Origin of the sequence: Marivita geojedonensis (genome assembly GCF_002115805.1) — a bacterium.
In the GTDB taxonomy this organism is placed as follows: domain Bacteria; phylum Pseudomonadota; class Alphaproteobacteria; order Rhodobacterales; family Rhodobacteraceae; genus Marivita; species Marivita geojedonensis.
The window spans coordinates 261,871-287,839 of the sequence record NZ_JFKC01000002.1 but is presented as its reverse complement, the minus strand read 5'-3'; the positions used below and the strand labels follow the sequence as shown (position 1 = coordinate 287,839).

General features: G+C 61.0%; 24 protein-coding genes. 14 read left to right on the top strand and 10 right to left on the bottom strand.

Annotated features, from left to right (window positions below):
- Positions 1-46 precede the first annotated feature (46 nt).
- The 8 genes from MGEO_RS04575 (at position 47) to MGEO_RS04540 (ending at position 8,666) form a co-directional block, all read left to right on the top strand.
- Positions 47-1,462, top strand: coding sequence for a YcjX family GTP-binding protein (locus MGEO_RS04575; protein ID WP_085635621.1), 1,416 nt, complete (start codon positions 47-49; stop codon positions 1,460-1,462).
- Positions 1,459-1,899 carry a GNAT family N-acetyltransferase gene (locus MGEO_RS04570; protein ID WP_233139626.1) on the top strand — a complete coding sequence of 147 codons (441 nt, stop codon included), beginning with the start codon at positions 1,459-1,461 and terminating at the stop codon, positions 1,897-1,899. The genes MGEO_RS04575 and MGEO_RS04570 overlap by 4 nt, the downstream gene beginning before the upstream one ends.
- A complete protein-coding gene (locus tag MGEO_RS04565) occupies positions 1,896-2,903 on the top strand; it encodes a YcjF family protein (protein ID WP_085635518.1) in 1,008 nt (335 codons plus the stop codon). The genes MGEO_RS04570 and MGEO_RS04565 overlap by 4 nt, the downstream gene beginning before the upstream one ends.
- 57 nt (positions 2,904-2,960) lie before the next feature.
- The gene (locus MGEO_RS04560) at positions 2,961-3,683 is read left to right on the top strand and encodes a VIT1/CCC1 transporter family protein (protein WP_085635517.1); all 723 of its coding nucleotides are present in this window, start codon (positions 2,961-2,963) and stop codon (positions 3,681-3,683) included.
- 266 nt (positions 3,684-3,949) lie between these two features.
- A complete protein-coding gene (ileS, locus tag MGEO_RS04555; protein ID WP_085635516.1) occupies positions 3,950-6,856 on the top strand; it encodes an isoleucine--tRNA ligase in 2,907 nt (968 codons plus the stop codon).
- The gene (locus tag MGEO_RS04550; RefSeq protein ID WP_085635515.1) at positions 6,840-7,076 is read left to right on the top strand and encodes a DUF3253 domain-containing protein; all 237 of its coding nucleotides are present in this window, start codon (positions 6,840-6,842) and stop codon (positions 7,074-7,076) included. Before ileS ends, MGEO_RS04550 begins: the two co-directional genes overlap by 17 nt.
- Positions 7,073-7,531 (top strand): methylated-DNA--[protein]-cysteine S-methyltransferase, encoded by a 459-nt coding sequence (locus MGEO_RS04545; RefSeq protein WP_085635514.1) that lies wholly within the window; start codon positions 7,073-7,075, stop codon positions 7,529-7,531. The genes MGEO_RS04550 and MGEO_RS04545 overlap by 4 nt, the downstream gene beginning before the upstream one ends.
- Before the next feature lie 277 nt (positions 7,532-7,808).
- Positions 7,809-8,666, top strand: a complete 858-nt coding sequence (locus MGEO_RS04540) for a DMT family transporter (protein WP_085635513.1) — start codon at positions 7,809-7,811, stop codon at positions 8,664-8,666.
- Positions 8,667-8,687: 21 nt separating this feature from the next.
- On the opposite strand, the gene MGEO_RS04535 is transcribed toward MGEO_RS04540, so the two are convergent.
- Complete coding sequence (locus MGEO_RS04535) at positions 8,688-9,521, bottom strand: prephenate dehydratase (RefSeq protein WP_085635512.1); 834 nt, start codon at positions 9,519-9,521, stop codon at positions 8,688-8,690.
- Positions 9,522-9,644: 123 nt separating this feature from the next.
- Between MGEO_RS04535 and MGEO_RS04530 the strand changes: the two genes are divergently transcribed.
- The 5 genes from MGEO_RS04530 (at position 9,645) to MGEO_RS04510 (ending at position 16,245) form a co-directional block, all read left to right on the top strand.
- Complete coding sequence (locus tag MGEO_RS04530) at positions 9,645-10,160, top strand: c-type cytochrome (protein ID WP_085635511.1); 516 nt, start codon at positions 9,645-9,647, stop codon at positions 10,158-10,160.
- A gap of 184 nt (positions 10,161-10,344) precedes the next feature.
- The gene (locus MGEO_RS04525; RefSeq protein ID WP_085635510.1) at positions 10,345-12,294 is read left to right on the top strand and encodes an extracellular solute-binding protein; all 1,950 of its coding nucleotides are present in this window, start codon (positions 10,345-10,347) and stop codon (positions 12,292-12,294) included.
- 7 nt (positions 12,295-12,301) lie between these two features.
- Positions 12,302-13,462, top strand: coding sequence for a microcin C ABC transporter permease YejB (locus MGEO_RS04520; protein WP_085635509.1), 1,161 nt, complete (start codon positions 12,302-12,304; stop codon positions 13,460-13,462).
- A 3-nt stretch (positions 13,463-13,465) separates the two neighbouring features.
- On the top strand, positions 13,466-14,656 hold the full coding sequence (locus tag MGEO_RS04515) for an ABC transporter permease (protein WP_085635508.1): 1,191 nt from the start codon (positions 13,466-13,468) through the stop codon (positions 14,654-14,656).
- Positions 14,653-16,245, top strand: a complete 1,593-nt coding sequence (locus MGEO_RS04510) for an ABC transporter ATP-binding protein (protein ID WP_085635507.1) — start codon at positions 14,653-14,655, stop codon at positions 16,243-16,245. The genes MGEO_RS04515 and MGEO_RS04510 overlap by 4 nt, the downstream gene beginning before the upstream one ends.
- On the opposite strand, the gene hemN is transcribed toward MGEO_RS04510, so the two are convergent.
- Positions 16,242-17,597, bottom strand: coding sequence for an oxygen-independent coproporphyrinogen III oxidase (gene hemN, locus MGEO_RS04505; protein ID WP_085635619.1), 1,356 nt, complete (start codon positions 17,595-17,597; stop codon positions 16,242-16,244). The genes MGEO_RS04510 and hemN overlap by 4 nt on opposite strands.
- A 59-nt stretch (positions 17,598-17,656) precedes the next feature.
- On the opposite strand from hemN, the gene fnrL reads away from it, so the two are divergent.
- Entirely contained in the window at positions 17,657-18,403 is a 747-nt protein-coding gene (fnrL, locus tag MGEO_RS04500; RefSeq protein ID WP_085635506.1) for a transcriptional regulator FnrL, read from the top strand.
- A 2-nt stretch (positions 18,404-18,405) separates the two neighbouring features.
- Here fnrL and MGEO_RS04495 read toward each other — a convergent pair whose 3' ends face one another.
- The 8 genes from MGEO_RS04495 to MGEO_RS04460 all read right to left on the bottom strand — a co-directional run bounded on the left by MGEO_RS04495 (position 18,406) and on the right by MGEO_RS04460 (position 25,927).
- Entirely contained in the window at positions 18,406-19,518 is a 1,113-nt protein-coding gene (locus MGEO_RS04495; RefSeq protein WP_085635505.1) for a TFIIB-type zinc finger domain-containing protein, read from the bottom strand.
- Positions 19,519-19,572: 54 nt separating this feature from the next.
- On the bottom strand, positions 19,573-20,694 hold the full coding sequence (locus tag MGEO_RS04490) for an SPFH domain-containing protein (protein WP_085635504.1): 1,122 nt from the start codon (positions 20,692-20,694) through the stop codon (positions 19,573-19,575).
- A gap of 17 nt (positions 20,695-20,711) precedes the next feature.
- Positions 20,712-21,683 (bottom strand): DUF2927 domain-containing protein, encoded by a 972-nt coding sequence (locus tag MGEO_RS04485; RefSeq protein WP_085635503.1) that lies wholly within the window; start codon positions 21,681-21,683, stop codon positions 20,712-20,714.
- Positions 21,684-21,687: 4 nt separating this feature from the next.
- Positions 21,688-22,887: a toxic anion resistance protein gene (locus MGEO_RS04480; RefSeq protein WP_085635502.1), complete on the bottom strand. Its 1,200-nt coding sequence runs from the start codon at positions 22,885-22,887 to the stop codon at positions 21,688-21,690.
- A gap of 29 nt (positions 22,888-22,916) precedes the next feature.
- The gene (locus MGEO_RS04475) at positions 22,917-23,816 is read right to left on the bottom strand and encodes a 5-bromo-4-chloroindolyl phosphate hydrolysis family protein (RefSeq protein WP_085635501.1); all 900 of its coding nucleotides are present in this window, start codon (positions 23,814-23,816) and stop codon (positions 22,917-22,919) included.
- A gap of 172 nt (positions 23,817-23,988) precedes the next feature.
- Entirely contained in the window at positions 23,989-24,843 is an 855-nt protein-coding gene (locus MGEO_RS04470; RefSeq protein ID WP_085635500.1) for a hypothetical protein, read from the bottom strand.
- On the bottom strand, positions 24,843-25,040 hold the full coding sequence (locus tag MGEO_RS04465; RefSeq protein WP_085635499.1) for a hypothetical protein: 198 nt from the start codon (positions 25,038-25,040) through the stop codon (positions 24,843-24,845). The genes MGEO_RS04470 and MGEO_RS04465 overlap by 1 nt, the downstream gene beginning before the upstream one ends.
- Positions 25,041-25,093: 53 nt before the next feature.
- On the bottom strand, positions 25,094-25,927 hold the full coding sequence (locus MGEO_RS04460; RefSeq protein WP_085635618.1) for a pseudouridine synthase: 834 nt from the start codon (positions 25,925-25,927) through the stop codon (positions 25,094-25,096).
- Positions 25,928-25,969: the final 42 nt, after the last annotated feature.

The window sequence follows — 25,969 nt, the reverse complement described above, 5'->3', positions numbered from 1 at the left end:
CATGCGCCTTTATCTCTGGGACCAACGCAATGAAAAGAGGCCGCCCTTGGTCATTTCCACCATCGCCGACACGCTGACCCGCGGCTTCGAGAATGTCACCGACACAGTTTCGGGCGCATTCTTCGAACCGACGATCCGCCTTGGCGTGACGGGCCTCGCGCGGTCGGGCAAGACGGTGTTCATCACGTCGCTGGTGGCGAATCTGATGGATCGTGGGCGCATGCCCGGCCTTCTGGCACAAAGTGAAGGGCGCATCCTGTCAGCCTATCTGCAGCCGCAGCCCGACGACACGCTGCCACGCTTCGACTACGAATCCCATCTGGGCGCACTGACAGCGCGCGACCCACACTGGCCAGACAGCACACGCACGATCAGCGAATTGCGCCTCTCGTTGAAGGTACGTCCTTCGGGGCTTTTGTCCGGGCTTCAAGGCCCCCGGACCATACATCTCGACATTGTGGATTATCCCGGTGAGTGGTTGCTTGATCTTGGCTTGCTCGACAAAAGCTACAGCCAATGGTCTGAAGAAACCCTTAAGCGGATCGCAAACCGCACCCATGCGCAGGCCTACCTGAGCCTCGCCCGCACCGAAGACACGGCAGAAGCACTCGAAGAACCCCGCGCACAAGCGCTCGCCGCCAGCTTCACCGCCTACCTGACCGCCGCGCGGCAGGCGGGTTTTTCCGATTGCACACCGGGGCGGTTCCTTTTGCCCGGCGATCTGGCCGGCAGTCCCGTCCTGACCTTTGCACCCTTGCCAGCCACGCCAAACCCGCCGCGCAAATCACTCGCCCGCGAGATGGAGCGGCGGTTCGAGGCCTACAAATCCCAGGTCGTCAAACCCTTCTTCCGCGATCATTTTGCGAAGATCGACCGCCAGATCGTGCTGGTTGATGCGCTTGGCGCGATCCATGCCGGTCCGCAGGCGGTGGAAGACATGCGGCAGGCGATGGCCGAAATTCTCGGCGCCTTCCGCCCCGGTCAGAACCAGTTTCTGACACAGCTTCTGATCGGCAAACGGGTCGAGAAAATTCTCTTCGCCGCAACCAAGGCCGACCACCTGCACCACACCCAGCACGCCCGCCTGACCGCGATCATGGAAGCGCTGACCCGCGACGCCCGCGACCGTGCGCAGTTTGCAGGGGCCAAGACCAGCGCAATGTCCATTGCCAGCCTTCGCGCGACGATCGAGGAGATGCGCCCGCACAACGGCACTGAATTGCCCTGCGTGCGCGGCACCTTGCTCGACAGCGGCAAACAGGCCGCCTTCTACCCCGGAGAACTTCCGCAGGACCCCTCCCATCTGCTTGGCCCCGCGCGCGACGGAGCAGAAAAGTGGCTGGAACAGGATTACCAGGTCATGCGCTTCGCCCCGGCGCAGCTCAACCTCAAACCCGGCGATGGCCCACCCCATATCCGGCTGGACCGCGCCGCCGAGTTCCTGATCGGAGATCGGCTGTGACGCTGCTCCGCCCCGCAACCCCGCTTGATGCCGGTCGCGTCGGTGCGATCCTGTCCGCATGGGTCGACGAAACCCCGTGGATGCCCCGCATCCACACCCGCGCCGAGGACATCGGTTTTGCGGGACTGATGGTGGATCGCGGCTGGGTCACTGTTTCCGAAAGCGAAACAATCACCGGATTCCTTGCCCGCAACGGCGACGACATCCATGCACTTTACATCGACCCTGCCGCACGCGGTCAGGGCATCGGATCAAAGCTCCTGAGCGACGCGATGCGCCGCAAGGACCAGCTCACACTCTGGACCTTTCAGGCCAACACCCGGGCACAGGCGTTTTACGAACGTCACGGCTTCACCCCCGTCGAACACACCGACGGCGCAGGCAATGACGAAGGCCTGCCCGACATCCGGTATCACTGGCAAAGGACCGACGCATGAGCAACGCCAAAGGCCCTGTCCTGTTCGATCTCGACGACGCCGCGCCAACCCAGACCCCGGCAGAGGCACCCCCGGTCCCCGACCTGCTGGAACCTGCCCCGCAGGGTCAGGCCATGACCACCGTCGCCGCCCTTGCCGCGCGCCCTGTATCCCGGCTGGCGCGCTGGTTCTGGACGCTGCTCGTTGCGCTGATCACAACGGTGGCTTCCGTCGCCGCGTGGAACTTCGTGACCAATCTCGTGAGCCAGAACCTCTATCTCGGCTATGCCGTGGCGGGCCTTTTTGCCCTTTTCCTGCTGGTTGTCCTGCTGATCGTCATCAAGGAACTCTCGGCCTTCGCCCGGCTTGGCCGCATCGACCGCATCCAGCACGCCGCCGATGCTGCCCTTGCCAACGAAGACCTGACCGCCGCGCGTGCCGTGGTCAAAGACCTGACCGGGCTTTATGGATCGCGCGACGACACCAAATGGGGCCGCGACCGGCTTAAGGACCGCGAGGCCGACATGTTCGACGCCGCCGCCCTCATCGCCCTTGCCGATCACGAACTTCTCGGACCGCTCGACGCCGCCGCCCGGCGCGAGGTCGAAGCCGCCGCGCGTCAGGTCGCCACAGTCACTGCCCTTGTCCCGCTGGCTCTGGCCGATGTTGTCGCGGCTCTGGGGTCGAACATCCGCATGATCCGCCGCATCGCCGAGATCTATGGCGGCCGCTCCGGCACATTGGGCAGTTGGCGCCTGACCCGCGCCGTCCTCTCACACCTCGTCGCCACCGGCGCCGTTGCGGTGGGCGACGATATGCTGGAGCCAATCCTCGGCGGCAGTATCCTTGGCAAGCTCTCGCGTCGCTTTGGCGAAGGTCTGGTCAATGGCGCCCTCACCGCGCGCGTTGGTGTTGCGGCGATCGAAGTCTGCCGCCCCCTGCCCTTTGCCCCCGGCAGACGCCCCTCGGTCCGGTCGATCATCAAGACCGCCCTTGTGGGCCTCGTCAGCACCAAATCCCGCTGAACCGCCATTTGATCCAGCGCATGGCAGGCACCACAAGCCTGCCGCAGTTTAGGCCATATGACCCAATCTCCCGGAGACCACGGCCACAGCCAGGCCGAAATCGAAGCCCGCATCGACGCCCCCGCCGGTCGCGGCTATCTGCGTGACATTGTCTATGGCGGCATCGACGGATCGGTGACCACTTTTGCCATCGTGGCTGGCGTCGCCGGCGCGGGCCTCAGCTCTTGGGTCATCATCGCTCTCGGCATCGCCAACGTACTGGCCGACGGCTTTTCCATGGCCGCCGGAAACTATTCCGGCACCAAGGCCGAACTCGACGATGCCCGCCGCCTGCGAGAGATCGAAGAACGCCATATCCGCAAGTACCCCGAAGGCGAACGCAACGAGTTGCGCGAAATCCTGCGCCGCAAGGGGCTGTCGGGCGATGCGCTTGACGGCGCAGTGGATCAGATTTCGCAGAACCGCGAACAATGGGTGCAGCTGATGCTCGAAGGCGAATACGGCCTCGCCTCGGTCGATCCGCACCCGCTCAAAGCGGCCTGGGCGACCTTCGCCGCCTTCCTTGCCGCCGGCATGATTCCGCTTCTGCCGTTTCTCTTCGGGCTGCCCGACGCCTTCCGCCTCTCCACCATCGCCACGCTGATCACCTTCTTCGCCATCGGCGCGTACAAGTCCAAATGGTCGCTCGCCCCGTGGTGGCGGTCCGGGTTGGAAACCCTGCTGATCGGAGGCACTGCGGCGGCCATCGCGTATCTCGTCGGAGCGCTGTTCGAGACCTGACCCACCCCCTTTCTTCTTTTTACAAATATGCCGGGGGGCTTGGGGGGCTGGCCCCCCAATCGGTCCCGGCCCTCAAAGCCGGGAAACACTGTCTGGACGTCTGCCCCAGTCACTCCTATAACGCGCCGCATGACGCATAGCTTCGCGATCATCATTCGAATTACATGCCCGGCGCTCTGAGCAATCGAGCCGCCGGGACAAGGCGTATGGACCACCGCGCCGATCCTCTCAAACACCCTTGATCCGAACACCCGAGGACGCTCCACATGTGCGCCGATACACCTGAGTACAAAGATACGCTGAACCTGCCCAAGACCGATTTCCCGATGCGCGCGGGCCTTCCGAACCGCGAACCGGCATGGCTGGAAAAATGGGCCAAGATGGGCATCTACGACCGCCTGCGTGACAAGGCAGAGGGTCGGAAACCCTTTACCCTCCATGACGGCCCTCCTTACGCAAACGGCCACCTGCATATCGGTCACGCGCTGAACAAGATCCTCAAGGACATGGTTGTGCGCAGCCAGCAGATGATGGGCCGCGACTCGCGCTACATCCCCGGCTGGGACTGCCACGGCCTGCCCATCGAATGGAAGATCGAGGAACAGTACCGCGCCAAGGGGCTCGACAAGGACGAGGTCGATGTCGTGGCCTTCCGTCAGGAGTGCCGCAAGTTCGCCGAAGGTTGGATCGACATCCAACGCGAGGAATTCAAACGCCTTGGCGTGACCGGAACCTGGGACAAGCCGTACCTCACGATGGACTACCGCGCCGAGCGGATCATCGCGGAGGAATTCCAGAAGTTCCTGATGACCGGGACGCTGTATCAGGGGTCAAAGCCCGTGATGTGGTCGCCGGTGGAAAAGACTGCGCTGGCCGAGGCCGAGATCGAATACCACGATCACAAGTCGCACACGATCTGGGTGCCGTTCAAAGCCACAAATGGTGCGGGCGATCTGCAAGGCGTCAAAGCCGTCATCTGGACGACAACCCCCTGGACGATCCCGTCGAACAAGGCTGTCGCCTACAACAACACCATCGCTTATGGCCTCTACGAAGTCACCGGCCGTCCCGAGGAATGCTGGGCGCGGATCGGCGACCGCTACCTCTTGGCCGATGCACTGGCCGAAGAGGTGCTGGCCAAGGCACGGCTTGAGCCGTCCATGTACCGTCGCCTGCGCGATGTATCCGCCGATGAGCTCGGCGCGTTGACACTGGCGCACCCGTTCCGGGGCCTCGACGGCGCAGACGGGTTCTGGGATTACGACGTCCCGATGATCGACGGCGATCACGTCACCGACGACGCCGGCACCGGGTTTGTCCACACGGCACCCTCCCACGGTCAGGAAGACTACGACGCCTTCGTGGCGCGCGGCTGGATGGATCGTCTGACCCATAACGTGGGTGAGGAATCCGAGTTCCTGCCGCATGTTCCGTTCTTTGCTGGTCTGCGCGTGCTCGACCACAAAGGCAAGGAAGGCAAAGCCAACACCGCTGTGATCGACAAGCTGGTCGAAGCTGGTGGCCTGCTGGCGCGTGGTCGGATGACCCACAGCTACCCGCATTCGTGGCGGTCCAAGGCCCCAGTGATCTACCGCAACACGCCGCAGTGGTTCGCCGCCATCGACCGCGAGGTCGGCGACGGTCAGGACGAATACGGCAAGACGATCCGCGAACGGGCGCTGACCAGTATTGACCAACTGGTAAAATGGACGCCGCAGACGGGGCGCAACCGGCTATATTCGATGATCGAAGCCCGCCCCGACTGGGTTCTGTCGCGCCAGCGTGCGTGGGGGGTGCCGCTCACCTGCTTCGTCAAGAAAGGCGCATTGCCGACGGACGCCGACTTCCTGCTGAAGGACGAAAAGGTCAACGCCCGCATCCTTGAGGCATTCGAGGCCGAAGGCGCGGATGCGTGGTACAAGCCCGGCGCGAAGGAGCGCTTCCTCGGCAATGATCATAATCCGGACGAGTGGGAACAGGTCTTCGACATTCTGGATGTGTGGTTCGATTCCGGTTCCACCCACGCCTTTGTTCTGCGCGACCGCGAGGACGGGTCCGAGGATGGTCTCGCCGACCTGTACCTCGAAGGCACCGACCAGCACCGCGGGTGGTTCCATTCCTCGATGCTGCAGGCTTGCGGCACGCGGGGCCGCGCGCCTTATCGTGGCGTGCTGACCCACGGGTTCACGCTCGACGAGAAGGGCAACAAGATGTCCAAGTCCTTGGGCAACACCGTGGCCCCCGAGGACGTGACCAAGCAGTACGGCGCGGACATCCTGCGTCTGTGGGTGGCACAGGCCGACTACACCGCCGACCTGCGTATTGGGCCGGAAATCCTGAAAGGTGTGGCCGACAGCTACCGCCGCCTGCGCAACACCATGCGCTACATGCTCGGCGCGCTGTCGCATTTCACCGAGGCGGATCGCGTCGCGCCTGCGGATATGCCGGAGCTAGAGCGCTACGTGCTGCACCGTCTGGCAGAGCTGGATGAGGTCGTGCGTACAGGCTACGACGCCTATGACTTCCAGGGCGTGTTCCAGCAGTTGTTCAACTTCTGCACGGTCGAGCTGAGTGCGTTCTATTTCGATATTCGTAAGGATGCTCTGTATTGCGATGGCGACACGCAACGACGCCGCGCGGCGCGGACGGTGATGGACATCCTGTTCCACCGTCTGACCACGTGGCTTGCCCCGGTGCTGGTGTTCACAATGGAAGACGTCTGGCTCGACCGTTTCCCCGGTGACGACTCGTCCGTGCATCTGCAGGACATTCCGGAAACGCCTGCGTCTTGGAAAGACGAAGCGCTCGCCGCGAAATGGGCCGAGGTCCGCCGCGCCCGCCGCGCCGTGACCGCCGCGCTCGAAGTGCAGCGGACGGACAAGGTGATCGGGGCGTCGCTTGAAGCGGCACCTGTCGTGCATATCGAGGATGCCGAGACGCTCAAGGCGCTTAAGTCGGTCAATTTCGACGACATCTGCATCACCTCGGGCATCAACCTCACAGGCGATCCGGCCCCGGCCGAGGCGTTCCGTCTGCCCGAAGTGGCAGGGGTTGGTGTCGTCTTCGAGAAAGCCGACGGCGACAAGTGTCAGCGCTGCTGGAAAATCCTGCCGGATGTCGGCACGCACCAGCACGCGGGCACCTGCCAGCGGTGCAATGACGCCCTCGGATAACGAGATCGCGGACATTCTGCTCGACCTCGCGCATCAGCGCGGGGTCGGAAAAACCTTTTGCCCCTCCGAGGCCGCGCGGCGGCTGTCCGACGATTGGCGTCCCCTTATGCCCGAGGTGCGGCGGGTGGCGTCTCAGCTTGATTTGCAGGCAACCCAGAAGGGCGCACCGGTCGATCCGGTCACGGCCAAGGGGCCGATCCGGTTGGGGTTGCCGGGATGAGCCGGTTTGAACAGGCGGTCGACTCGCCGTTGGGTCCGCTGACGCTTGTGGCGGACGCGGTGGGGATCACGGCGCTCGAGTGGCGTGATGGGCGGCAGGACGGGACGCCGGTTCTGGAACAGGCCGCAGCACAGCTAGCAGAGTATTTCGCAGGGAAACGGCAGGACTTCACCGTGCCGATCCGACTGAACTGTTCGGAGTTTCAACGCACCGTCTGCGCGGCCATGTCTGCGATCCCGTTCGGCGAGACGCGCACCTATGGCGATCTGGCGGCGCAACTGGGTGTTCCGGCGCAGGCGATCGGGCAGGCCTGTGGCGGCAATCCGATCCCGATCCTGATCCCGTGCCATCGGGTTCTGGGGGCCAATGGTCTTGGCGGCTATTCCGGCGATGGAGGTGTCGAGACCAAGGTTTGGCTGCTCAGGCACGAGGGTGCGGCGGGGTTGTTGATCTGAGGGTGGTGCGTGCGAGTGCCTTGGGCTCCGCCCGTTCTCACGTCAAAATGTTTCGCGCGCGAAACATTAGGTCCGAACCGGACCTAACTTTGCAAACCCGGTTAATGGCGCGTTAGGCTTTGCAAACCGTAAATAAGTGGTAAAGCCCGACCATGCACAGCACCTGTTCACGCACGGCGCTTGTGTGTCGCCCTGTTTGTGCTAGTCCGAAAGACATCCCGAAATCCGAACGCGCGCAGTGTGACATGCTTCGCATCGGTTCAAGTTGAAGCGCAGCATGACAGAACAGAACCGTGCCATCCTTCTGATGATCGCAGCAATCTTCTGCTTTTCGATCATGGACGCGACGGTCAAAGCCTTGGCCCCGAATGTGGGCGTGTTGCCGGCCTTGTGGGCGCGGTATGCAGGACAGATGCTCTTGGTGTTTGTGCTGGTGCTGCCGAGGCTAAAAGCCGTCGTGCGAACGAAATACCCAAAGCTCCAATTCCTGCGGTCGCTTCTGCTGATGAGCGCCACGGCCTGTTTCTTTACCGGACTGAGCCTGATTCCGTTGTCCGATGCGGCGGCTTTGATGTCGACGAACCCCGTGCTCATCACCTTGGGCGCTGCGGTTTTTCTTGGCGAAAAACTTGGAATACGTCGGATCGCCGGGATCGTTGCCGCGATGATCGGTGCCCTGATCATCATTCGGCCCGGCAGCGATGTGTTCAGTGCGGCAGCCCTTTTCCCTTTGGGCGCAGCCGTCTGCTATTCGGCCTATGCCCTTCTGACCCGCCGCGTCGGGGCGGATGAGGATGTCTGGACATCGCTGTTCTACACCGGATTCGTCGGCACCGTGCTGCTCAGTATTCTCGTACCGTTTCAATGGCAGCCGCCCAGCGCGACGGATGCCGGGCTGATGGTGATGGTCGCCATCGCCGGCACGACAGGTCAGCTTGCACTGATACAGGCATTTTCAAAGGGTGAGGCGGCGATGCTGGCACCGTATTCCTATACCGGGCTGGCTTTTGCGGCCTTTTGGGGCGTGGTCTTTTTTGCCGAGATTCCGGACTTCTGGACAATCGTCGGCAGCCTCGTGATTGCTGCCGCAGGTCTTTATGTCTGGCACCGGGAAACCCGCGTCAAAGCGGAGTGATGGTACAACCCACGGACCCCGTTAATCCCGGCGCGCGTCGCGGGGATAGGTTCCGAGAATGTTCAGCATGTCGGTGAAATAGTCGAGTTCTTCCAGGGCGAGTGCCACTGCGGGATCGTCAGGGTGGCCTTCGATATCGGCATAGAACTGCGTCGCCGTGAACGAGCCATCGACCATGTAGGATTCGAGTTTGGTCATGTTGACGCCGTTGGTCGCAAAACCGCCCATCGCCTTGTAGAGCGCAGCGGGGATGTTGCGGACCTGGAAAACGAACGTGGTCATCATCCCATGATCCCCACGCCGCGCATCATTGCCCTCGCGCGCCATGAGCAGGAATCGGGTGGTGTTGCTGTCCGTGTCCTCTATGTGCCGGGCCAGAACATTCAGGCCATAGATTTCGCCCGCCAGTTCGCTGGCCAGTGCTGCGGCGTGCTTCTCTCCGCGTTCGGAGATTTCGCGCGCGGCGCGGGCGTTGTCGGCGTTCACCCGACCCTGGATACCGTGATCGCTCAGGAAGCGGGCGCATTGCGGCAGCAGGACGACATGGGAATGGGCCTCGGTCACATCTTCCAGCCGCGCACCGGGCACGCCAAGCAGGTTGATGTGGACCCGAACGAATGCCTCGTCGATGATCTTCAACCCACTTTCCGGCAGAAGGCGGTGAATGTCAGCCACCCTGCCATAGATCGTGTTTTCCACCGGGAGCATTGCCAGATCCGCCTTGCCGGTCTGAACCGCCGAGATCACGTCCTCAAAGGTGCGGCAGGGGTACGGATCCATTTCCGGGCGCTTGTAGCGGCACGCCTCGTGCGAATAGGCTCCTAGTTCCCCCTGGAAGGCGATGGCATTGGTCATGCGGACTCCGGCAATTGGCCCTGCGGGCGTTTGGTCGCGGCTTCTACACCTTGCCTTGATCGAGGGGAAGCAATAGATACCCGCGCGATACGCAAGAAACACCAGCGAACAGGTACGCACACAATGTTGGATACAATGACCTTCACCAAGATCGTCGGCAGCTTTTGTGGCGCGCTTCTGATCTTCCTTCTGGGCAAGTGGGCTGCCGAGACCCTGTACCACGTGGGCGGCGCCCATGGCGAAGAGGTTGCGGTCTATGTGATCGAGACCGGTGAAGCGGAAGCGGCGGAAGAAGAGGTCGCCGCAGTGAACTTCGACACCATGATCGAAACCGCCGACGCGGCAAAGGGCGAGAAAGTGTTCGGCAAGTGCCGTGCCTGCCACAAGCTGGAAGCTGGCGCAAATGCGGCCGGTCCGTACCTCTACAACGTCGTAGGTCGTGATGTCGGCGCTGCCGACGGGTTCAACTACTCGGGTGCTCTGAACGAAGTGGCCGACGTGTGGACGCCGGAAAACCTGTACTACTTCCTCGAAAACCCGCGCGGCTGGGCGCCGGGCACCTCGATGGGCTTTGCTGGTCTGGGCAAATCCGAAGACCGTCAGAACCTGATTGCCTACCTGGCAACTTTCTCTGAATAATCAGACGCCGAGCGTTGCATGTTCAGGCCGCTGCCCACCCGGGCGGCGGCTTTTCTTTTTCACAATCGCGTTTTTAATTCGGCATTTGTCGCCGGCTCACGCATTCTCGCCTTGAATGTGGGCAAACTCGTTCTTTAGCTTACATCAAGGTAAAACCGCACGAGCAAGCTACGGAGACTTGAACATGCCCTTTAAACCCGGCCGTCCTTCCTTTGCAGACTTGAATCGTCGCCAAACGCTCCAATTGCTGGGCGGGACCGCTGTTGCGGCGGGTGCGGGTGCCTCTGGCACGATGTCCTTTGCCGCAAGCCACGGTGGTGAGGATGAGATCATCCGGGCGCATGGCTACTCCTACTTCGGCGATCTGAAGTATCCGCCGGACTTTTCGCATTTCAACTACGTGAACCCGAACGCGCCGAAGGGCGGTGAGATCGTGCTGAGTGCGCGGGGCACGTTTGACGGCTTCAACCGCTGGGCGTGGCGCGGCAATCCGCAGACAAACTCGGACGTGGTGGGGGAATCCCTGCTGGCGGGCGACACGTTCGGCACAGCGGTTCCGGCAGATTCGCTGACCGATCAGTACTGCCTGATCGCGCGCGAGGTCGAGTATCCGAAAACCAAGGACTGGTGCGTCTTCCACCTGCGCGATGACGTGGTGTTCCGCAACGGCGCGCCGCTTCGGGCGCAGGATGCGGCGTTTACCTTCAACCTGTTCATCGAACAGGGCATCCGGTCGTTCTCGCGTTCGGTGAGCGAGCGGATCGAAGGTGTCGAAGTGATCGACGACTACACGCTGCGCTACAAGTTCGTGGACGGCATTTCGCGCCGCTCGCTGATCAGCCAGGTTGGCGGGATGATCGTACTGTCCGAGGAATGGTACAAGGAAACCGGGGAACGTCTGGACGAACCCTCGGTTCTGTCGCCGATGGGATCGGGGCCGTATCAGGTGGGTGATTACGAGTTCAACCGTTACGTCGTGTACGAGCGGAACCCGAATTACTGGGGCTGGGATCACCCGATCAACGTGGGCCGGCACAACTTTGACCGCATCCGGATCGAGTATTTCGCCGATGCAACGGCCGAGTTCGAAGCGTTCAAGGCGGGCGAGTATACGTTCCGGTCGGAAGGGTCGAGCAAGCGGTGGGCGACGGGCTACGAATTCCCCGCTCTGGAAGAGGGACATGCGGTGCGCAAGTCCCTGCCCGATCAGACAGCACCGCTCAATTCCGGTGTCATTTTCAACACGTTGCGGTCGCCGGTCGATAATCGCAATGTGCGTCATGCGCTGACCCTGGCTTTCAACTTTGAATGGACCAGGGAGTCGCTGGAATTCGACCTGACCACGCAGCGCAATTCCTTTGCCGAGGGTCAGGAGTGGGAAGCCAAAGACGTGCCGCAAGGGGCGGAGCTGGCGTTCCTCGAGTCGCTGGGGGATGTGGTGCCGCCCGAGATGCTGACCGAACCGGTGGTCATGCCGCACACGTCCAACAAAGACACCCCGGTGGACCGACGCAACAAGCGCACGGCGCTGCGGATTCTGGCCGATGAAGGCTGGACGGTCGACGATCAGGGCCGGATGGTGAACGAGGCTGGCGAACAGATGTCGCTCGATTTCCTCGTGCTGTCGACATGGGACGACACACGGCAGGCCACCATCGAGACCTATGTGAACACGCTGCGGGATTGGGGCATCGAAGTGAACGCCAACGCCGTGGATTCGGCGCAGGGCCAGCAGCGGTTCCTTGATAAGGACTACGATCTGATCCAGACCTCGATGCAGACCTTTGCCACCATCGGCACGGGCCTGAAGCAGCTGTTCGGGTCGGAAACCGCAGAGGTGTCGTCGTGGAACCCGTCGGCGCTGCGCAGCCCGGTGGTGGATGCGATCATCGAAGCCGCGCTGAACGCGGAATCGCGGGAAGAAGAAGTCACGGCCATGATGGCGCTGGACCGCGCCTTGCGTTACGAGCGTGTCATCGCCCACGCGGGCTATGTGCCGGAATACTGGATCGCCTATTATGACATGTTCGAACACCCCGAAGAGCTTCCGCCGCTCGGGATCGGCGTTCTCGACTTCTGGTGGTTCAACGAAGAAAAATACGAGGCCCTCAAGGCCGCTGGCGCGCTGAGGTAAGAGACTCTTGGGAGCCTACATCCTTCGACGGCTATTGCTGATCATTCCGACTTTGTTCGGGATCATGGTCATCAACTTTGCCCTGACCCAATTCGTGCCCGGTGGACCGATCGAGCAGACGCTCGCGCGGTTCCAGGGCGAGGGCGACGTGTTCTCGAGCTTTTCCGGAGATGGCGGCGGCAACCAGAATGCCGAGGAAACCTTTGGATCGGACAGCGACTATATCGGTGCGCGGGGTCTGCCTAAGGAATTCATCGAAACGCTGGAAATCGAGTTCGGCTTTGCTCGGATCGTCTGTGAAGACGGTTATACCGGAGAGCCTGATCTGGATGATCCGGCGTGCCAGAAAGAAGACATTGGCGCGATCGAACGCTTCGGCATCATGATGTGGAACTACCTCCGGCTGGACTTCGGAGAGAGCTATTTCCGGTCCATCGGGGTGATGGAGCTGGTGCTGGAAAAGATGCCGGTGTCGATCACGCTGGGCCTGTGGTCCACGGTGATCGCTTATATCGTGTCGATCCCATTGGGCATCCGTAAGGCGGTCAAGGACGGGACATCGTTCGACACCTATACCTCGGCAGCGATCATCGTGGCCTATGCGATTCCGGGGTTCCTGTTTGCGATCCTGCTGCTCGTTCTGTTTGCGGGCGGGTCGTATTTCCAGATCTTTCCTCTCAGGGGACTGACCTCGGAAAACTGGGATGAGCTGTCGCTCTTTGCGAAACTCGCAGACTATTTCTGGCACATCACGCTGCCGGTTCTCGCCTCAACCATTTCGGCCTTTGCAACACTGACGCTGCTGACCAAGAACAGCTTTCTGGACGAGATCAAAAAACAATACGTCATGACGGCACGGGCCAAGGGTCTGGCCGAGCGGAAGGTGCTTTACGGCCATGTCTTCCGCAATGCGATGCTGATCGTGATCGCCGGTTTCCCGGCGGTGTTCATCGGCGTGTTCTTCTCTGGCTCGCTCATCATCGAAACGATTTTCTCGCTTGATGGTCTGGGACGGCTTGGGTTCGAGGCGGCGGTTGCGCGCGACTATCCGGTGATCTTTGGAACGCTGTTTGTGTTCGGGTTGATCGGCCTTTTGGTCGGCATCCTGTCGGACCTGATGTATGTGCTGGTCGATCCGCGCATCGACTTCGAGAAGCGGGAGGGCTGACACATGGCGGCCAATCCCGAGCCGAACGACCGCGATATCGTCACAGAGCCGAGTCCGGCGGCGCCTGTTGCCCCGGTGCGCAGTAGGTTCACGCTGTCGCCGCTCAACCAGCGGCGCTGGAACAACTTCAAGCGCAATCGCCGTGCCTTCTGGTCGCTGATCATTTTCTGCGTGCTGTTCGGGTTGTCTCTCTTTGCCGAGTTCATCGCCAACGACAAACCGATCCTCGTGCAGTACCGTGGTGAGTATTACACCCCGATCTTCAACTTCTACGCCGAGACCGATTTCGGCGGTGATTTCCGAACCGAGGCGGCCTATCGCGACCCGGAGGTGCAGTGTCTGATCCGCACTGGCGGGCTTGAAGAGTGTTTTGACGATCCCGAAGGCCTGATTGAACAGGTTGATCAGGGGGTTGTTCCGGATGGCGATTTCTACAAAGGCTGGTCGATCTGGCCGCCCATCCCCTATGACTACCAGACCCCGGTGGACCGCCCCGGCGCGGCCCCCCTGCCCCCGAATGAACAGAACCTGCTGGGCACGGACGACACCAAGCGCGATGTGCTCGCGCGGGTGATCTATGGCTTCCGGCTGTCGATCTTCTTCACGCTGATCGTGACGGTGCTGGCAAGTGTTGTGGGCATCGTTGCAGGTGCGTTGCAGGGCTATTTCGGCGGCTGGCTGGACCTGATCTTTCAGCGGATCATCGAGATCTGGTCGTCGACGCCGTCGCTCTACATCATAATCATTTTGTTCGCGATATTGGGGCGAAGTTTCTGGCTCCTTGTGTTCCTGACAGTGCTGTTCGGCTGGACCGCCCTTGTGGGTGTGGTCCGGGCCGAGTTCCTGCGCGCCCGAAATCTGGAATATGTGCGGGCCGCCAAGGCACTTGGCGTATCAAACGCGACGATCATGTTCCGGCACATGCTGCCCAATGCGATGGTGGCCACACTGACCATGCTGCCCTTCATCGTGACAGGCACGATCAGCACACTTGCGGGTCTGGACTTCCTCGGGTTCGGCCTGCCCTCTTCGGCCCCGTCGCTGGGGGAGTTGACGCTTCAGGCCAAACAGAACCTGCAAGCGCCTTGGCTGGGCTTTACGGCGTTCTTCGTGTTCGCCCTGATGCTGTCGCTTCTGGTCTTCATTTTCGAAGGTGTGCGCGACGCGTTTGATCCGAGAAAGACGTTTACATGAGCAGCATCCTCGAGGTGAAAAACCTGACCGTTGGCTTCCGGCAGGACGGGCAGACCGTGCCTGCGGTGCGGGGTGTGTCGTTCCATATTGAGCGCGGGGAGACGGTGGCTCTGGTGGGCGAATCCGGGTCGGGTAAGTCGGTCACGGCGCTGTCGACGGTATCGCTGCTGGGCGAGTCGGCGCGGGTTGGTGGATCGGTGCTCTATAACGGCGAAGAGATGGTCGGCGCCGATGAAGCGCAGCTGCGGCGCATCCGGGGCAATGACATCAGCTTCATCTTTCAGGAGCCGATGACCTCGCTCAACCCTCTGCACACGCTGGAAAAGCAGTTGGCGGAGTCGCTGGCGCTGCATCAGGGGTTGACGGGCGATGCCGCGCGGACGCGGATCATTGAGTTGCTGACCAAAGTGGGCATTCGTGACCCCGAAAGCCGGCTGGGTGCCTATCCGCACCAGCTGTCCGGCGGGCAAAGGCAGCGCGTGATGATCGCGATGGCGCTGGCGAACGGGCCTGAGCTGCTGATCGCGGATGAGCCGACGACAGCGCTCGACGTGACCATTCAGGCGCAGATCCTGCACCTCCTGGCCGATCTGAAAGAAGCCGAGGACATGAGCCTGCTGTTCATCACCCATGACCTAGGCATCGTGCGCAAGATCGCTGACCGGGTCTGTGTGATGAAGGATGGTGAGATCGTCGAGAGCGGCAGGACGGCCGAGATATTCGCCAACCCGCAGCACCCCTATACCCAGATGCTCTTGAGCGCGGAATCGACAGGGTCGCCTGATCCGGTGAAGGAAGGCGCGGAAGAGATCGCGCGGACGGACAACCTCAAGATCTGGTTCCCGATCCAGCAAGGGTTCCTGAAGCGCACGGTTGGATATGTGAAGGCGGTCAACGACGCGACCATCGCGGTGCGGGCGGGAGAAACCGTAGGCATCGTGGGCGAATCCGGGTCCGGCAAGACGACGCTGGCATTGGCGGTCATGCGGCTGATCCAGTCGGAAGGTGGGATCACCTACCGGGGGCAGAACGTGCGCAACTGGTCGACGCGCGAATTGCGACGGCTGCGCAGCGAGATGCAGATCGTGTTTCAGGACCCCTATGGGAGCCTCAGCCCGCGCATGACCTGCGAACAGATCATCGCCGAGGGTTTGGGGGTGCATGGTTCTCCGGACGGGCGAACCGAGCGCGAGCTGGTGACCGAAGTGATGCGGGAAGTTGGGCTCGACCCGGCGATGATGCACCGATACCCGCACGAGTTTTCCGGCGGTCAGCGGCAACGCATTGCGATTGCCCGCGCGATGGTCTTGCGGCCCAAGCTGGTGGTGTTGGACGAGCCGACCTCGGCGTTGGACATGACGGTTCAGGTGCAGATCGTGAACCTGCTGCGCGAGCTGCAACGTAAATACGATCTGGCCTACCTCTTCATCAGCCACGACCTGAAAGTGGTGCGCGCGATGTCCCACAAGGTAATTGTGATGAAGGCCGGGGACCTGGTGGAATACGGCACGGCGGAAGACGTGTTCACCCATCCGCAGACGGATTACACCAAGACATTGATGGCAGCCGCGTTCGATCTGGCGGGTTAGATCGCCGAACTGTGCCCGGCTGAGGACAGGTCGTAGGCGTCAAAGCTGCGGGCGATCATCCGGGTCAGCGGGCGTGCTTCGGGCGGGACGAATAGGCCGTCGCCATCTACAACCAACAGGTTCTCGAATTCAGAGTTCGCGCGTTGGAGCATCCCGGCGACTTCGGCCTCGGTCGTCTTATAGTCCCGCACAAGCTCGGCCGTATTGACGCGGAAATCGCACATCAGCATTTCGATCATGCGCCCGCGCAGCTTGTCCTGTTCGGTAAAACAATGCCCCCGGACAGTCGAGAAACTGTTTTCGCGGACTGCCTTCGTATAGGCCGAGGTGGCTGGGGCGTTCTGGGCATAGCCCTGAGGGAATTTCGAAATGGACGAGGCGCCCAAGCCCACCAGGACCTCAGACGTGTCGTCGGTGTAGCCTTGGAAGTTCCGGCGCAGCGTGCCATTGCGCGCCGCAACGGACAGCCCGTCTTCGCGGGTGGCGAAGTGGTCGATCCCGATTTCATCGTAATTGTCCCAGACGAACAGCTTGCGCGCCGTTTCGAACAGATCAAGCCGTTCATCGGGGCGCGGCAGCGCGTCGGATGGGATCATCTGTTGCCGCTTGGCCATCCACGGAACGTGAGCATAGCCATAGAGCGCAACGCGGTCAGGTGACAGCGACAGGAGTTTCTGCACCGAATCGACGATACGCGTCCGGCTTTGGGACGGCAGCCCATAGAGGATATCCGCATTCAGGCTCTGGATGCCCCGTTCCCGGATCATATCCACGGCACGCTTGGTGGTGTCGAAGCTCTGTTCCCGCCCGATGGTTTTCTGAATGTCCGGATCGAAATCCTGCACCCCGATGGAGGCGCGGTTCATCCCGCTCTCGAACAGGGCGTCGAGCCGCTTGGTATCGATCTCGTTCGGGTCGATTTCGACCGAGAATTCGTACCCATCGGCAAAGTCCGCCACTTCGCGGACGGCAGCGGAAAGATCGCGCATATAGTCGGGCGACATCAGCGTCGGGGTTCCTCCGCCCCAATGCAGGCGCGAAAGGCGAACGCCCTTCGGCAGATGCCGCTTCAGCAGCGACAGCTCATCCTTGAGCGTTTCAACATAGGCGGTAACGGGTTCACCACTGGCTGTGCCCTGAGTCCGGCAGGCGCAGAACCAGCACAGACGGCGACAAAACGGCACATGCAAATAAAGAGATATTTCCGAATTTTCGGCTATCCCTTCTATCCAATTGGAAAAATCCCCCGGTTTTACGTCATTTTTGAAGTGAGGCGACGTAGGGTAACTCGTATAACGAGGCACCTTCGCGTCGAATAGTCCCAACCGGGAAAGTTGTGTTCTCGCTACCATATGCATAGCATTATGGAGGTTGGTACGAGTCAGCTTTGACACAGATCAAGACCGGACACATGTTGAAAGAAGACAGCTTCTCCGTCACCCAGGATTGCAGCGACTGCCCGATCCGGCACCGCGCTGTGTGTGCACGGTGCGAGTCGGACGAACTGGAACGGCTCGAAGATATCAAGTACTACCGCCGGTTCGAAGCTGGCCAGACCGTGATCTGGTCCGGTGACCGGATGGATTTCGTCGGATCGGTGGTTTCCGGAATCGCGACCCTGACCCAAACCATGGAAGATGGCCGCACTCAGATGGTTGGCCTTCTTCTACCCAGCGATTTCGTCGGACGTCCGGGCCGGAACACCGCAGCCTACGACGTTGTGGCGACCACGGACATGGTGATGTGCTGCTTCCGCAAAGCTCCGTTCGAGGATCTGATGGAACGCACGCCGCACATCGCGCAGCGGCTTCTGCAGATGACGCTGGACGAGCTTGACGCAGCCCGCGAATGGATGCTGGTGCTGGGTCGCAAGACCGCGCGGGAAAAGATCGCGTCGCTTCTGTCGATCATTGCCCGCCGTGATGCATCGCTCAATTTCGGCGGTCTCGACGGCCCTGTCACTTTCGACCTTCCCCTGACACGCGAAGCAATGGCGGACTACCTTGGGCTGACGCTGGAAACCGTGTCGCGTCAGGTCTCGGCGCTGCGCAAGGACGGGATCATTACGCTGGAAGGCAAGCGCCACATCACCGTGCCGGACATGAGCCTCCTGCTTGAAGAGGCAGGCGACGATACCGACGGTGGCATGCTCGTCTGAGCCTACTGGTTCATCGCGGCGACGTAGCCAACCCCTGCCGCGATGATCAACCCAAGAACAACGGCGAACGCAATCTTCCACCCGGACCACGGGCGTTCACCCTGCACCGCGCCGGTCCGTCCGTTGACGACAAATCGATAGCTCTTGCCACGATACTTGTAGGCAGCCAGCCAGACCGGAAGGAGGATGTGTTTGAAGGTCACGTCCGAGACCCGCGTCTCGATCTGGTGGATGCGTTGACGATCCCCACCGATGTCGAACTTCACATCACGGGTGATGACGCGGTCCATGTAGCTCCTCGCCTCGGTATACCCTTCGGGCAGTTCGACGGTGTAGGCCTCGGCCCGGAAGCCGGCGAGGTATTCCGGCTGATAAGGTTCAAGCGCCGAGAGATCCCACGGTTCGAGCGCGTCGGTATACGCTTTCGGCAGAGAGCGTGAGGCAAGTACGAGCACATCGTCAAAGAAACGGGCCACGCGTCCGGATGCCGGACGCCAGCGTACTTTCGCAACGCGCACGGTTTCGGATTTCCCATTCCGGACCACACGGCGGGTCTCGTAATATACCGTTCCCCGTTCTCCCCGGTAGGACGAGGCAGTATCGGCGTCAAAGGTCCAATAGGGAACGTAAATTCCCGTCATTTTTCGGCCCTTTCGGGCATAATCCTGGAGCCCGTTCGGGGCGAACCACAACCCGCCCAGCCAGTCCGTCATCGCCTTGCGCGCGTCCTTTTCGTCCAGCGCAAATGGCAGGAGACCCTTGGGTTTGATGTGTCGGCTGCGACCGGTATCGGCGACAACCGGCGTGGCGCAGAACGGACATTCCGCAGCATGAACGCCAGGATCGAACTCCACCTGGGCAGCACAGTTGGGACAGGTCGACACACGGGTGTCTTCCATCTCCTGCGCTGGCAAGCGGTCTGCGATGGCGGCATCGAAATCGATCTCGCGGATGCTGCCACCCGACCATGGGCCCGAAGCGCCGATTTCGCTGGTGTTGCCACAATGATCGCACAGCAGCAGCCCCCGTTCTGGATCGAATCGGAGGTCCGCACCGCACTGGTCGCACGGGAAGCGGTGTTCTTCCACGGGTGCGGTGAGCGTCTCCTCGGACACGGTGGCTGTCCCCTGCTTCTTCTTTTCTCAGATATGCATGTGCGCAGATGCGGGTCAGGATCCCGGTGGCGGCGGGGGAAGAACGGTGAAAAGCTGCGCCAGTTCCATGACTTCTTCGGCGCGTTTCCAGCCATCCTGACCGGCTGTCCAGACATAGCTGTCGCGGGTCAGAGTTCCTTCGGTGGCCATGCGACCGAGAGCGGCCTTGGAAAATGGACCTTTGGTTTCTCCATTCTCGGCGACGTGCCACACGTGTTCGACCGGCGGCGGGGGAGGCACCTGGCGTGACACCAGCGCTGCGCCCTGGACCTGTGGAGCGGCGCCCCAAGGACCGGATTGCGCAGCAGCGTGGCCGATCTGCATTCCCAGACCGGCCCCGAGCCCTGCCTGAATGGCAGCGGCTCCCGCGCCGTCCTTGCCAAGGGCCTCGGCCGCCTGGAAGTGCATGTATTCGTTGAGATTTCCGATCACACCCATCGACGACCGCTTGTCGAGAACGGCTTCAACCGCAGGCGGGAGAGAGATGTTTTCGATGTAAAGCTCTGGCAATTCGAGGCCATACTCCGCGAGCGTCGGCGCGATTTCCTTGGCGATCAATTTCCCGAGTTCGCGCGTGTTTGCCGCCATATCGAGCACCGGGATACCGGCGCGCGCGATGGTGCGCGAGAATTCCTGCACGATGATGTTTCGGATCTGGTAGCTGATCTCGTCCATCGTGAACTCGCCGTCCGTGCCAACGATTTCGACAAGGAATTTCGCCGGGTCCGACACCCGCACGGAATAGGTTCCGAACGCCCGCAGACGCACCGGACCGAATTCGGGATCGCGGCAGATGACCGGGTTCTTCGTGCCCCATTTCAGATCCTGAAACCGGGTGGTGTTGACGTAGTAGATCTCGGACTTGAAGGGCGACCGGAAGCCGTGATCCCAGTGCTGCAGCGATGTCAGGATCGGCATGTTGTTGGTCTCGAGCATGTAAAGCCCGGGCGTAAACACATCCGCCAACTGGCCTTCATGCACGAACACGGCCGCCTGCCCTTCGCGCACGGTCAGCTTGGCCCCGTACTTGATCTCGTGGCCTTCGCGTTCGAACCGCCAGACCATCGTATCGCGCGTGTCGTCCGTCCAATGGATGACATCAATGAATTGGCCGCTCAGGAAATCGAAAATGGGCATCTGTGGTCTCCGTTCAGTCAGCTTGGTCCGCCGCCTTTCAGCTCCTGTGCAATCACCCGGACAATCGGGCGGGCTTCATCGGCACTCATGCCCGGTGTCAGGCGGGGGTCGTACAGGATCTTCAGCAGCAGTTCATCGTGGGACGTCAGAAGTGCGAATTCCTCGTCATCGTTGAAGATGGACGGACGCGCGTTCTGATCGTCGTTTGCAAGGCCCAACCCCTGCGCAAGTTCTTCGTGGAAACAGGCACGTCGGGTCAGATCGGGGTGTTCACTGCGCACAAGCGCAACGGCCTGCCGGTACGCGCTGCTTGCGGCGCTGTCGGCAAACGCCACGACAAGGCAGTGGATCGCACGGGGCAGATTGAGAAAGATCGCCCTGCTTGACGCCTCCATACCCGGTGCAATGCGATCCAGCGTGGTGCGCAGTTGTTCCCTGTCGTCCTCGCCCATCACAAGCACGTGGAAGTTCGGCTGCGATGCAACAAAGCTGATGGGATGGCCCGATACCCGCGCGAGCCTGCGGGTGTAGCTTTCCAGAACGCGCCGATCCTGTGCCCTGTCTTCGTCGGATACGCTTTCCCCGAAGGTCACGGCGACACGAACCGGCACGGTCCATTTCTTGATGTCGCCCAGCGCGCCGCTGGATGGCTGAAGACCGGCACCACGCGTGTATTCTTCGGCCAGTGCGATACGCTCGAAATTCCGCGCCAGCATCTGGTCGGTAAAGGGGGTGTCCACACCTCCCCCATCCACACGCAGCAATCCCCGAGCCAGCAGATCTTCCTGAACCCGCGCATAATAGCGCCGCAAATCAAGCGCTGTCTGCGACGGCTGATAAGGCGCGGCTTCTGGTTTCTTTGCCAGTTCAGCAGGACGGGCCTGGGGTTTCGTGTCGGCGGGGGCATTTCCCGACAGGAACGGATCACATGCCGAAAGGGCCGCGATCGCGGCGCAGGACCACAGGATATGAGACCAGCGCCGCGGCACGTGGTTATTGGTCCGGCATGGAGGCCGCAGCCGTATCGCCCAGCCCGTCTTTGCGAGCCTTGGCTGCCGCGAGGGTATCGCGCAGTTCCGCTTCCATCTTCTTGAGCTCCTCTTCGGCGGCGGCACGGCGCGCCTTACCTTCGTCAGCGATCTGAAGGCTTTCCTGAATCGTGCCGATCAGATCAGCGTTGGCCTGTTTGACCGCTTCGATATCGAAGACACCCCGCTCCATTTCCTCGCGGATGAGCTTGTTGCTCTCCCGCAGGTTCTTGGCGTTCGACGTCAGAAGCTCGTTCGTCAGATCGTTTGCGTCGCGCACGGCTGCGGCCGCTTCGGCCGATCGTTGAATGGTGACCGCCTGCGCCAGTTGGGTTTCCCAGAGAGGGACCGTGTTGACGAGAGTCGAATTGATCTTGGTCACCAGAGACTTGTCGTTCTCCTGGACCAGTCGGATTGACGGCAGCGATTGCATCGTGACCTGTCGCGTCAATTTGAGATCATGCACCCGACGTTCGAGGTCGTCACGGGCCGCGCGCAGATCGCGCAGTTCCTGCGCCTTCATCACCTGATCAGCTTCGGCGGCAGCCTGAACCTCGGCCTCTTTCGCCGGGATGTCGGAGTTGTCCAATTCGCTCAGTTTTTCTTCACCGGCTGCGATATAGAGCGCAAGTTCATCGTAGAACTGCAGCGTCTTGTCATACAGCAAATCCAGCGACTTGATGTCTTTGAGCAGAGTGTGCTCGTGCTTCAGCAGATCGTCGGTGATCTTGTCGATCTGACCCTGCACTTTTTCGAAGCGGGCCGTGAACTTGGCGAAAGGCGCAGCGCGCCCCAGCAGCTTTTCCCACCAGGTGCGCTCGCGGCGCACGTCAAGTTCGGAAACCGAGAACCCCCGGATCGTGCTGACAATGCCGCGCAGACTGTCGCCAGCCGGACCCACATCCTTGTTACGCACATCGGCCAGCATGGACTGCGAGATTTCCTGCAATTCCGCTTGCGCGTTGGAGCCGAAGGACACGATTGACTGCGTGTCACTCATATCGATTTCCGCCATACGCGAGCGGATCTCTTCGCTGAGCATCGGATCGGCCTCGGCCAGAGGCACCACCGCATCGGCGGCCTTGGGTTCGGGCAGAATGACAGCGTTGACTTCTTCGACAAGGGCCAGGGTGTCCTGGGCTTTGCTGCGGACTGATTCAGACATAACGGTTCCCCACTGATCTCGTGTCTAGCCTATTCCATTTCGCGCTCGATGCGCACGCCTTCCCGCTGCAACCGGTCGCGGAGGACATCAATCTCAACCGTCAGGTCGGACCGGTCATCAAGCAGCATTTTCCGCGTACGCGCGGCAAAATTCTTTTCGAGGTCATCCAGAAGGGACTCGAAATCGCTTCGCGCCTTGCTGTCCTTGGTACGTGCGTACACGTCCGCAAACTTGATCGTCGCGTCGCGGGCCCCCATCAGGTAGACCGTCAGATATTTCCGCGCCCCGGTCAGATCGCGCGGGTCTTCCTCGACCGTGCGGAACAGATCTTTCGCCGTCGTCTCAAACCGTTCGACCCGTGCAATCATGCTGCGGTCACCGGACCGGCGGATCGCGTCACGCATGGCGGCAAGATAGGCCTCGGCCTCGTCGACCGCGCGGGCCACGCGATCCTGCTGAAACGTGTCGATGCCTTCCATGCCTTTGTCACGCATCGGGTCAAGGCCGAATGCACCAAGGTGCAGAGCTGTTGCTGCCAGACCGAAGATCACCGGCGCAACAAACCCCGGTTCGTTCGAAAATGCAGCGATGCCAACCCCGACACCCGCCAGAACCGCAGCAGCAGTCTTGCGCGGAAAGCCCGGACGCCGGGCAACCTTACGTGCGTGATAAGCGGCCTCCGCAGTCAACCCGCCCCGCAGGAGCCATGCGCCCAGAAGAAGCGTTGCCGCCCCCAGAAGACCCAGCCCCATTCCGATAGCCCCGTCATTGATAGACGTGAACGCCAGTACGATAGGCGGAATGAACAGGACATTGGAGCGCGCACCGACCGGATCGACAGTCGCTCCCTTGAAATTCTGGGTAGGTGTTTTGTTTTCGGAAGAGGATGAGCCGTCAGGACTGTATTTACCGCCGTACCGCTGGGCCATGATCAAAGTCCCCCCAGCCAACCGCTGGAGACACCAAAAAGCACGACAAGGAGCAACGCATAGCAAACTCGTTGCAGGCCGGCACCGGACATGGAAACCCCTTTCTCAAACGTCATGAGAAACTTAGGGGATGTATCAAAGGCTTGCTAGGGGGAAGTCGGCGCAGTTCCGCTCATCCCAGACGTTTCCGGTTCATCCGCTCAAAAAGAAGGTTCGTCTGGAGTTCAAAATTGTCGCGGCCCTGAGCGATTCCGCTCTTGCGCGCCCGCGCCTCGAACGCATCGACCATCGCCTGCGTTTTGGAAGTGAATTTCCGGCGTTCAAAGGCAGACGCCTTTCCTGACGCTCCCGCTGTCAGGATTGCTGCGTCGGCTTCCATTTTCGACAGCATCTTCGAAACCGATGGTTGGATTTTCTGCAGTTTCGTCGATTCGAAATTGATCGTACCCAGAAGCCCCATCACCGTATCGGCGACTCCGCGTGTCCGCTCTGTCAGATCGTCGTCCTTGAGCGCGCTGAGGGACAGCAACAATCTGTCGAACCGATCCTCAAAGCCGTTGTATATTTCCTGGTTCTGCAGACGCATATGCACGGCGGGATCCTCCATGCCCTTGTCGCGCACCGGATCAAGCCCGAAGGAGACAAGGCAGAGGATAAAGGTCGAAAAGCCGATCACCACGGGGATGAAAGGCATGTCAATCTTGGTCGTCGCAAGAAGCGCAACAACCAGAGCCACGATGCAACTGCCGATGAGTTTCATCGGTATTTTCGGCCGTGCGGCGACTTCGGCCGCATCATAGGCAAGGTGATTTTTCTGCCCCACGGAGAGACAAACCAACCCGACGGCAAACAGCCCAAGGATCAGGAGCGCGGAGGCAAAGCCTGCCACGGTGCCGTCCAGCAGCCAGAAGATCAGTGGACAGGTGGCCAGGACCATAAACCCGACCGGAACATCATCGACCGGAGCGCTGTTGCCCAGCGCCGCGCTGCGGTCGAAGTCGACCAGAGAGTTCGCCTGCATATCCATTACAACAGCCCCAACCCGAAGATCGTGACCCAGAGGGTGGCGAATGCCACGAAGGATGCCATGCATCCCTGCGTCCGAATGCGCTGCATCGCACCGCGCAGCGCTTTCGACGTGTCGTCAGCCACCGTTCCAAGGTTCGACAGCACGAGCAGAACCGAGGTCACGAGAACAGCAGAAGTTACAAACGTGATGAACATGGCGCCAAACTCGCCGCGAATCCGGGCGGAAAATGGGCGCTCAAAGGGAAAGATCAGGGAGTCTTCTTTCCCCGAACCGGACGCGGCTTTCTACGGACGGTTTCCACCTTGGATTTTGCCGTAGTTTTGCCTCGTTTTCCCTTGGTTTCCGAGGGCTTATCAAGACCCAACTGATCGCGCACAACCTTGCGGCGCAATTCCTCGACCTCGCCGGGTTTGATCTGCCCAAGCTGGAACGGGCCATAGGACACACGGATCAGCCGGTTCACTGTCAGTCCAATGTCCGCCATCGCCCTGCGGATTTCACGGTTCTTGCCTTCCCTCAAGCCGACCGTCAGCCAGGCATTGGCGCCCTGTTGCCGGTCCAGAGACACGATCATCGGCTGAAATGTCTCTCCGTCGATCACCAGCCCTTTGCGGAGAGGATCAAGGCTTTCGTCCGTGGGCTGCCCCTTGACGCGCACCCGGTATTTGCGCAGCCACCCTGTTGAGGGCAGTTCCAGCTTGCGCTTGATGCCCCCGTCATTTGTCAGCAGCAAAAGCCCTTCTGAGTTCAGGTCAAGGCGCCCGACGCTCATCACGCGGGGAAGCTCTGGTGGGAGTTTGTCAAAGATCGTAGGGCGCCCCTGCTCGTCCTTGGTCGTTGTCACAAGGCCGACCGGCTTGTGGTAGAGCCATATGCGCGGCTCATCCGGGGTACCGACCACCTTGCCGTCCACGGTAATTTTATCCGATTCGGTGACATTCAGTGCGGGGCTGTCGATCTTCTTGCCATTCACGGACACCCGCCCCTGAAGGATCATCTGTTCGGCTTCGCGGCGGCTGGCAAGCCCGGCGCGGGCGATGACTTTGGCGATGCGATCGCCGGGGGGTGGGTTCTGAGTCATACCCAGCGGCTTAGTCCAAATCAGGCCCTTGGGAAAGACGAT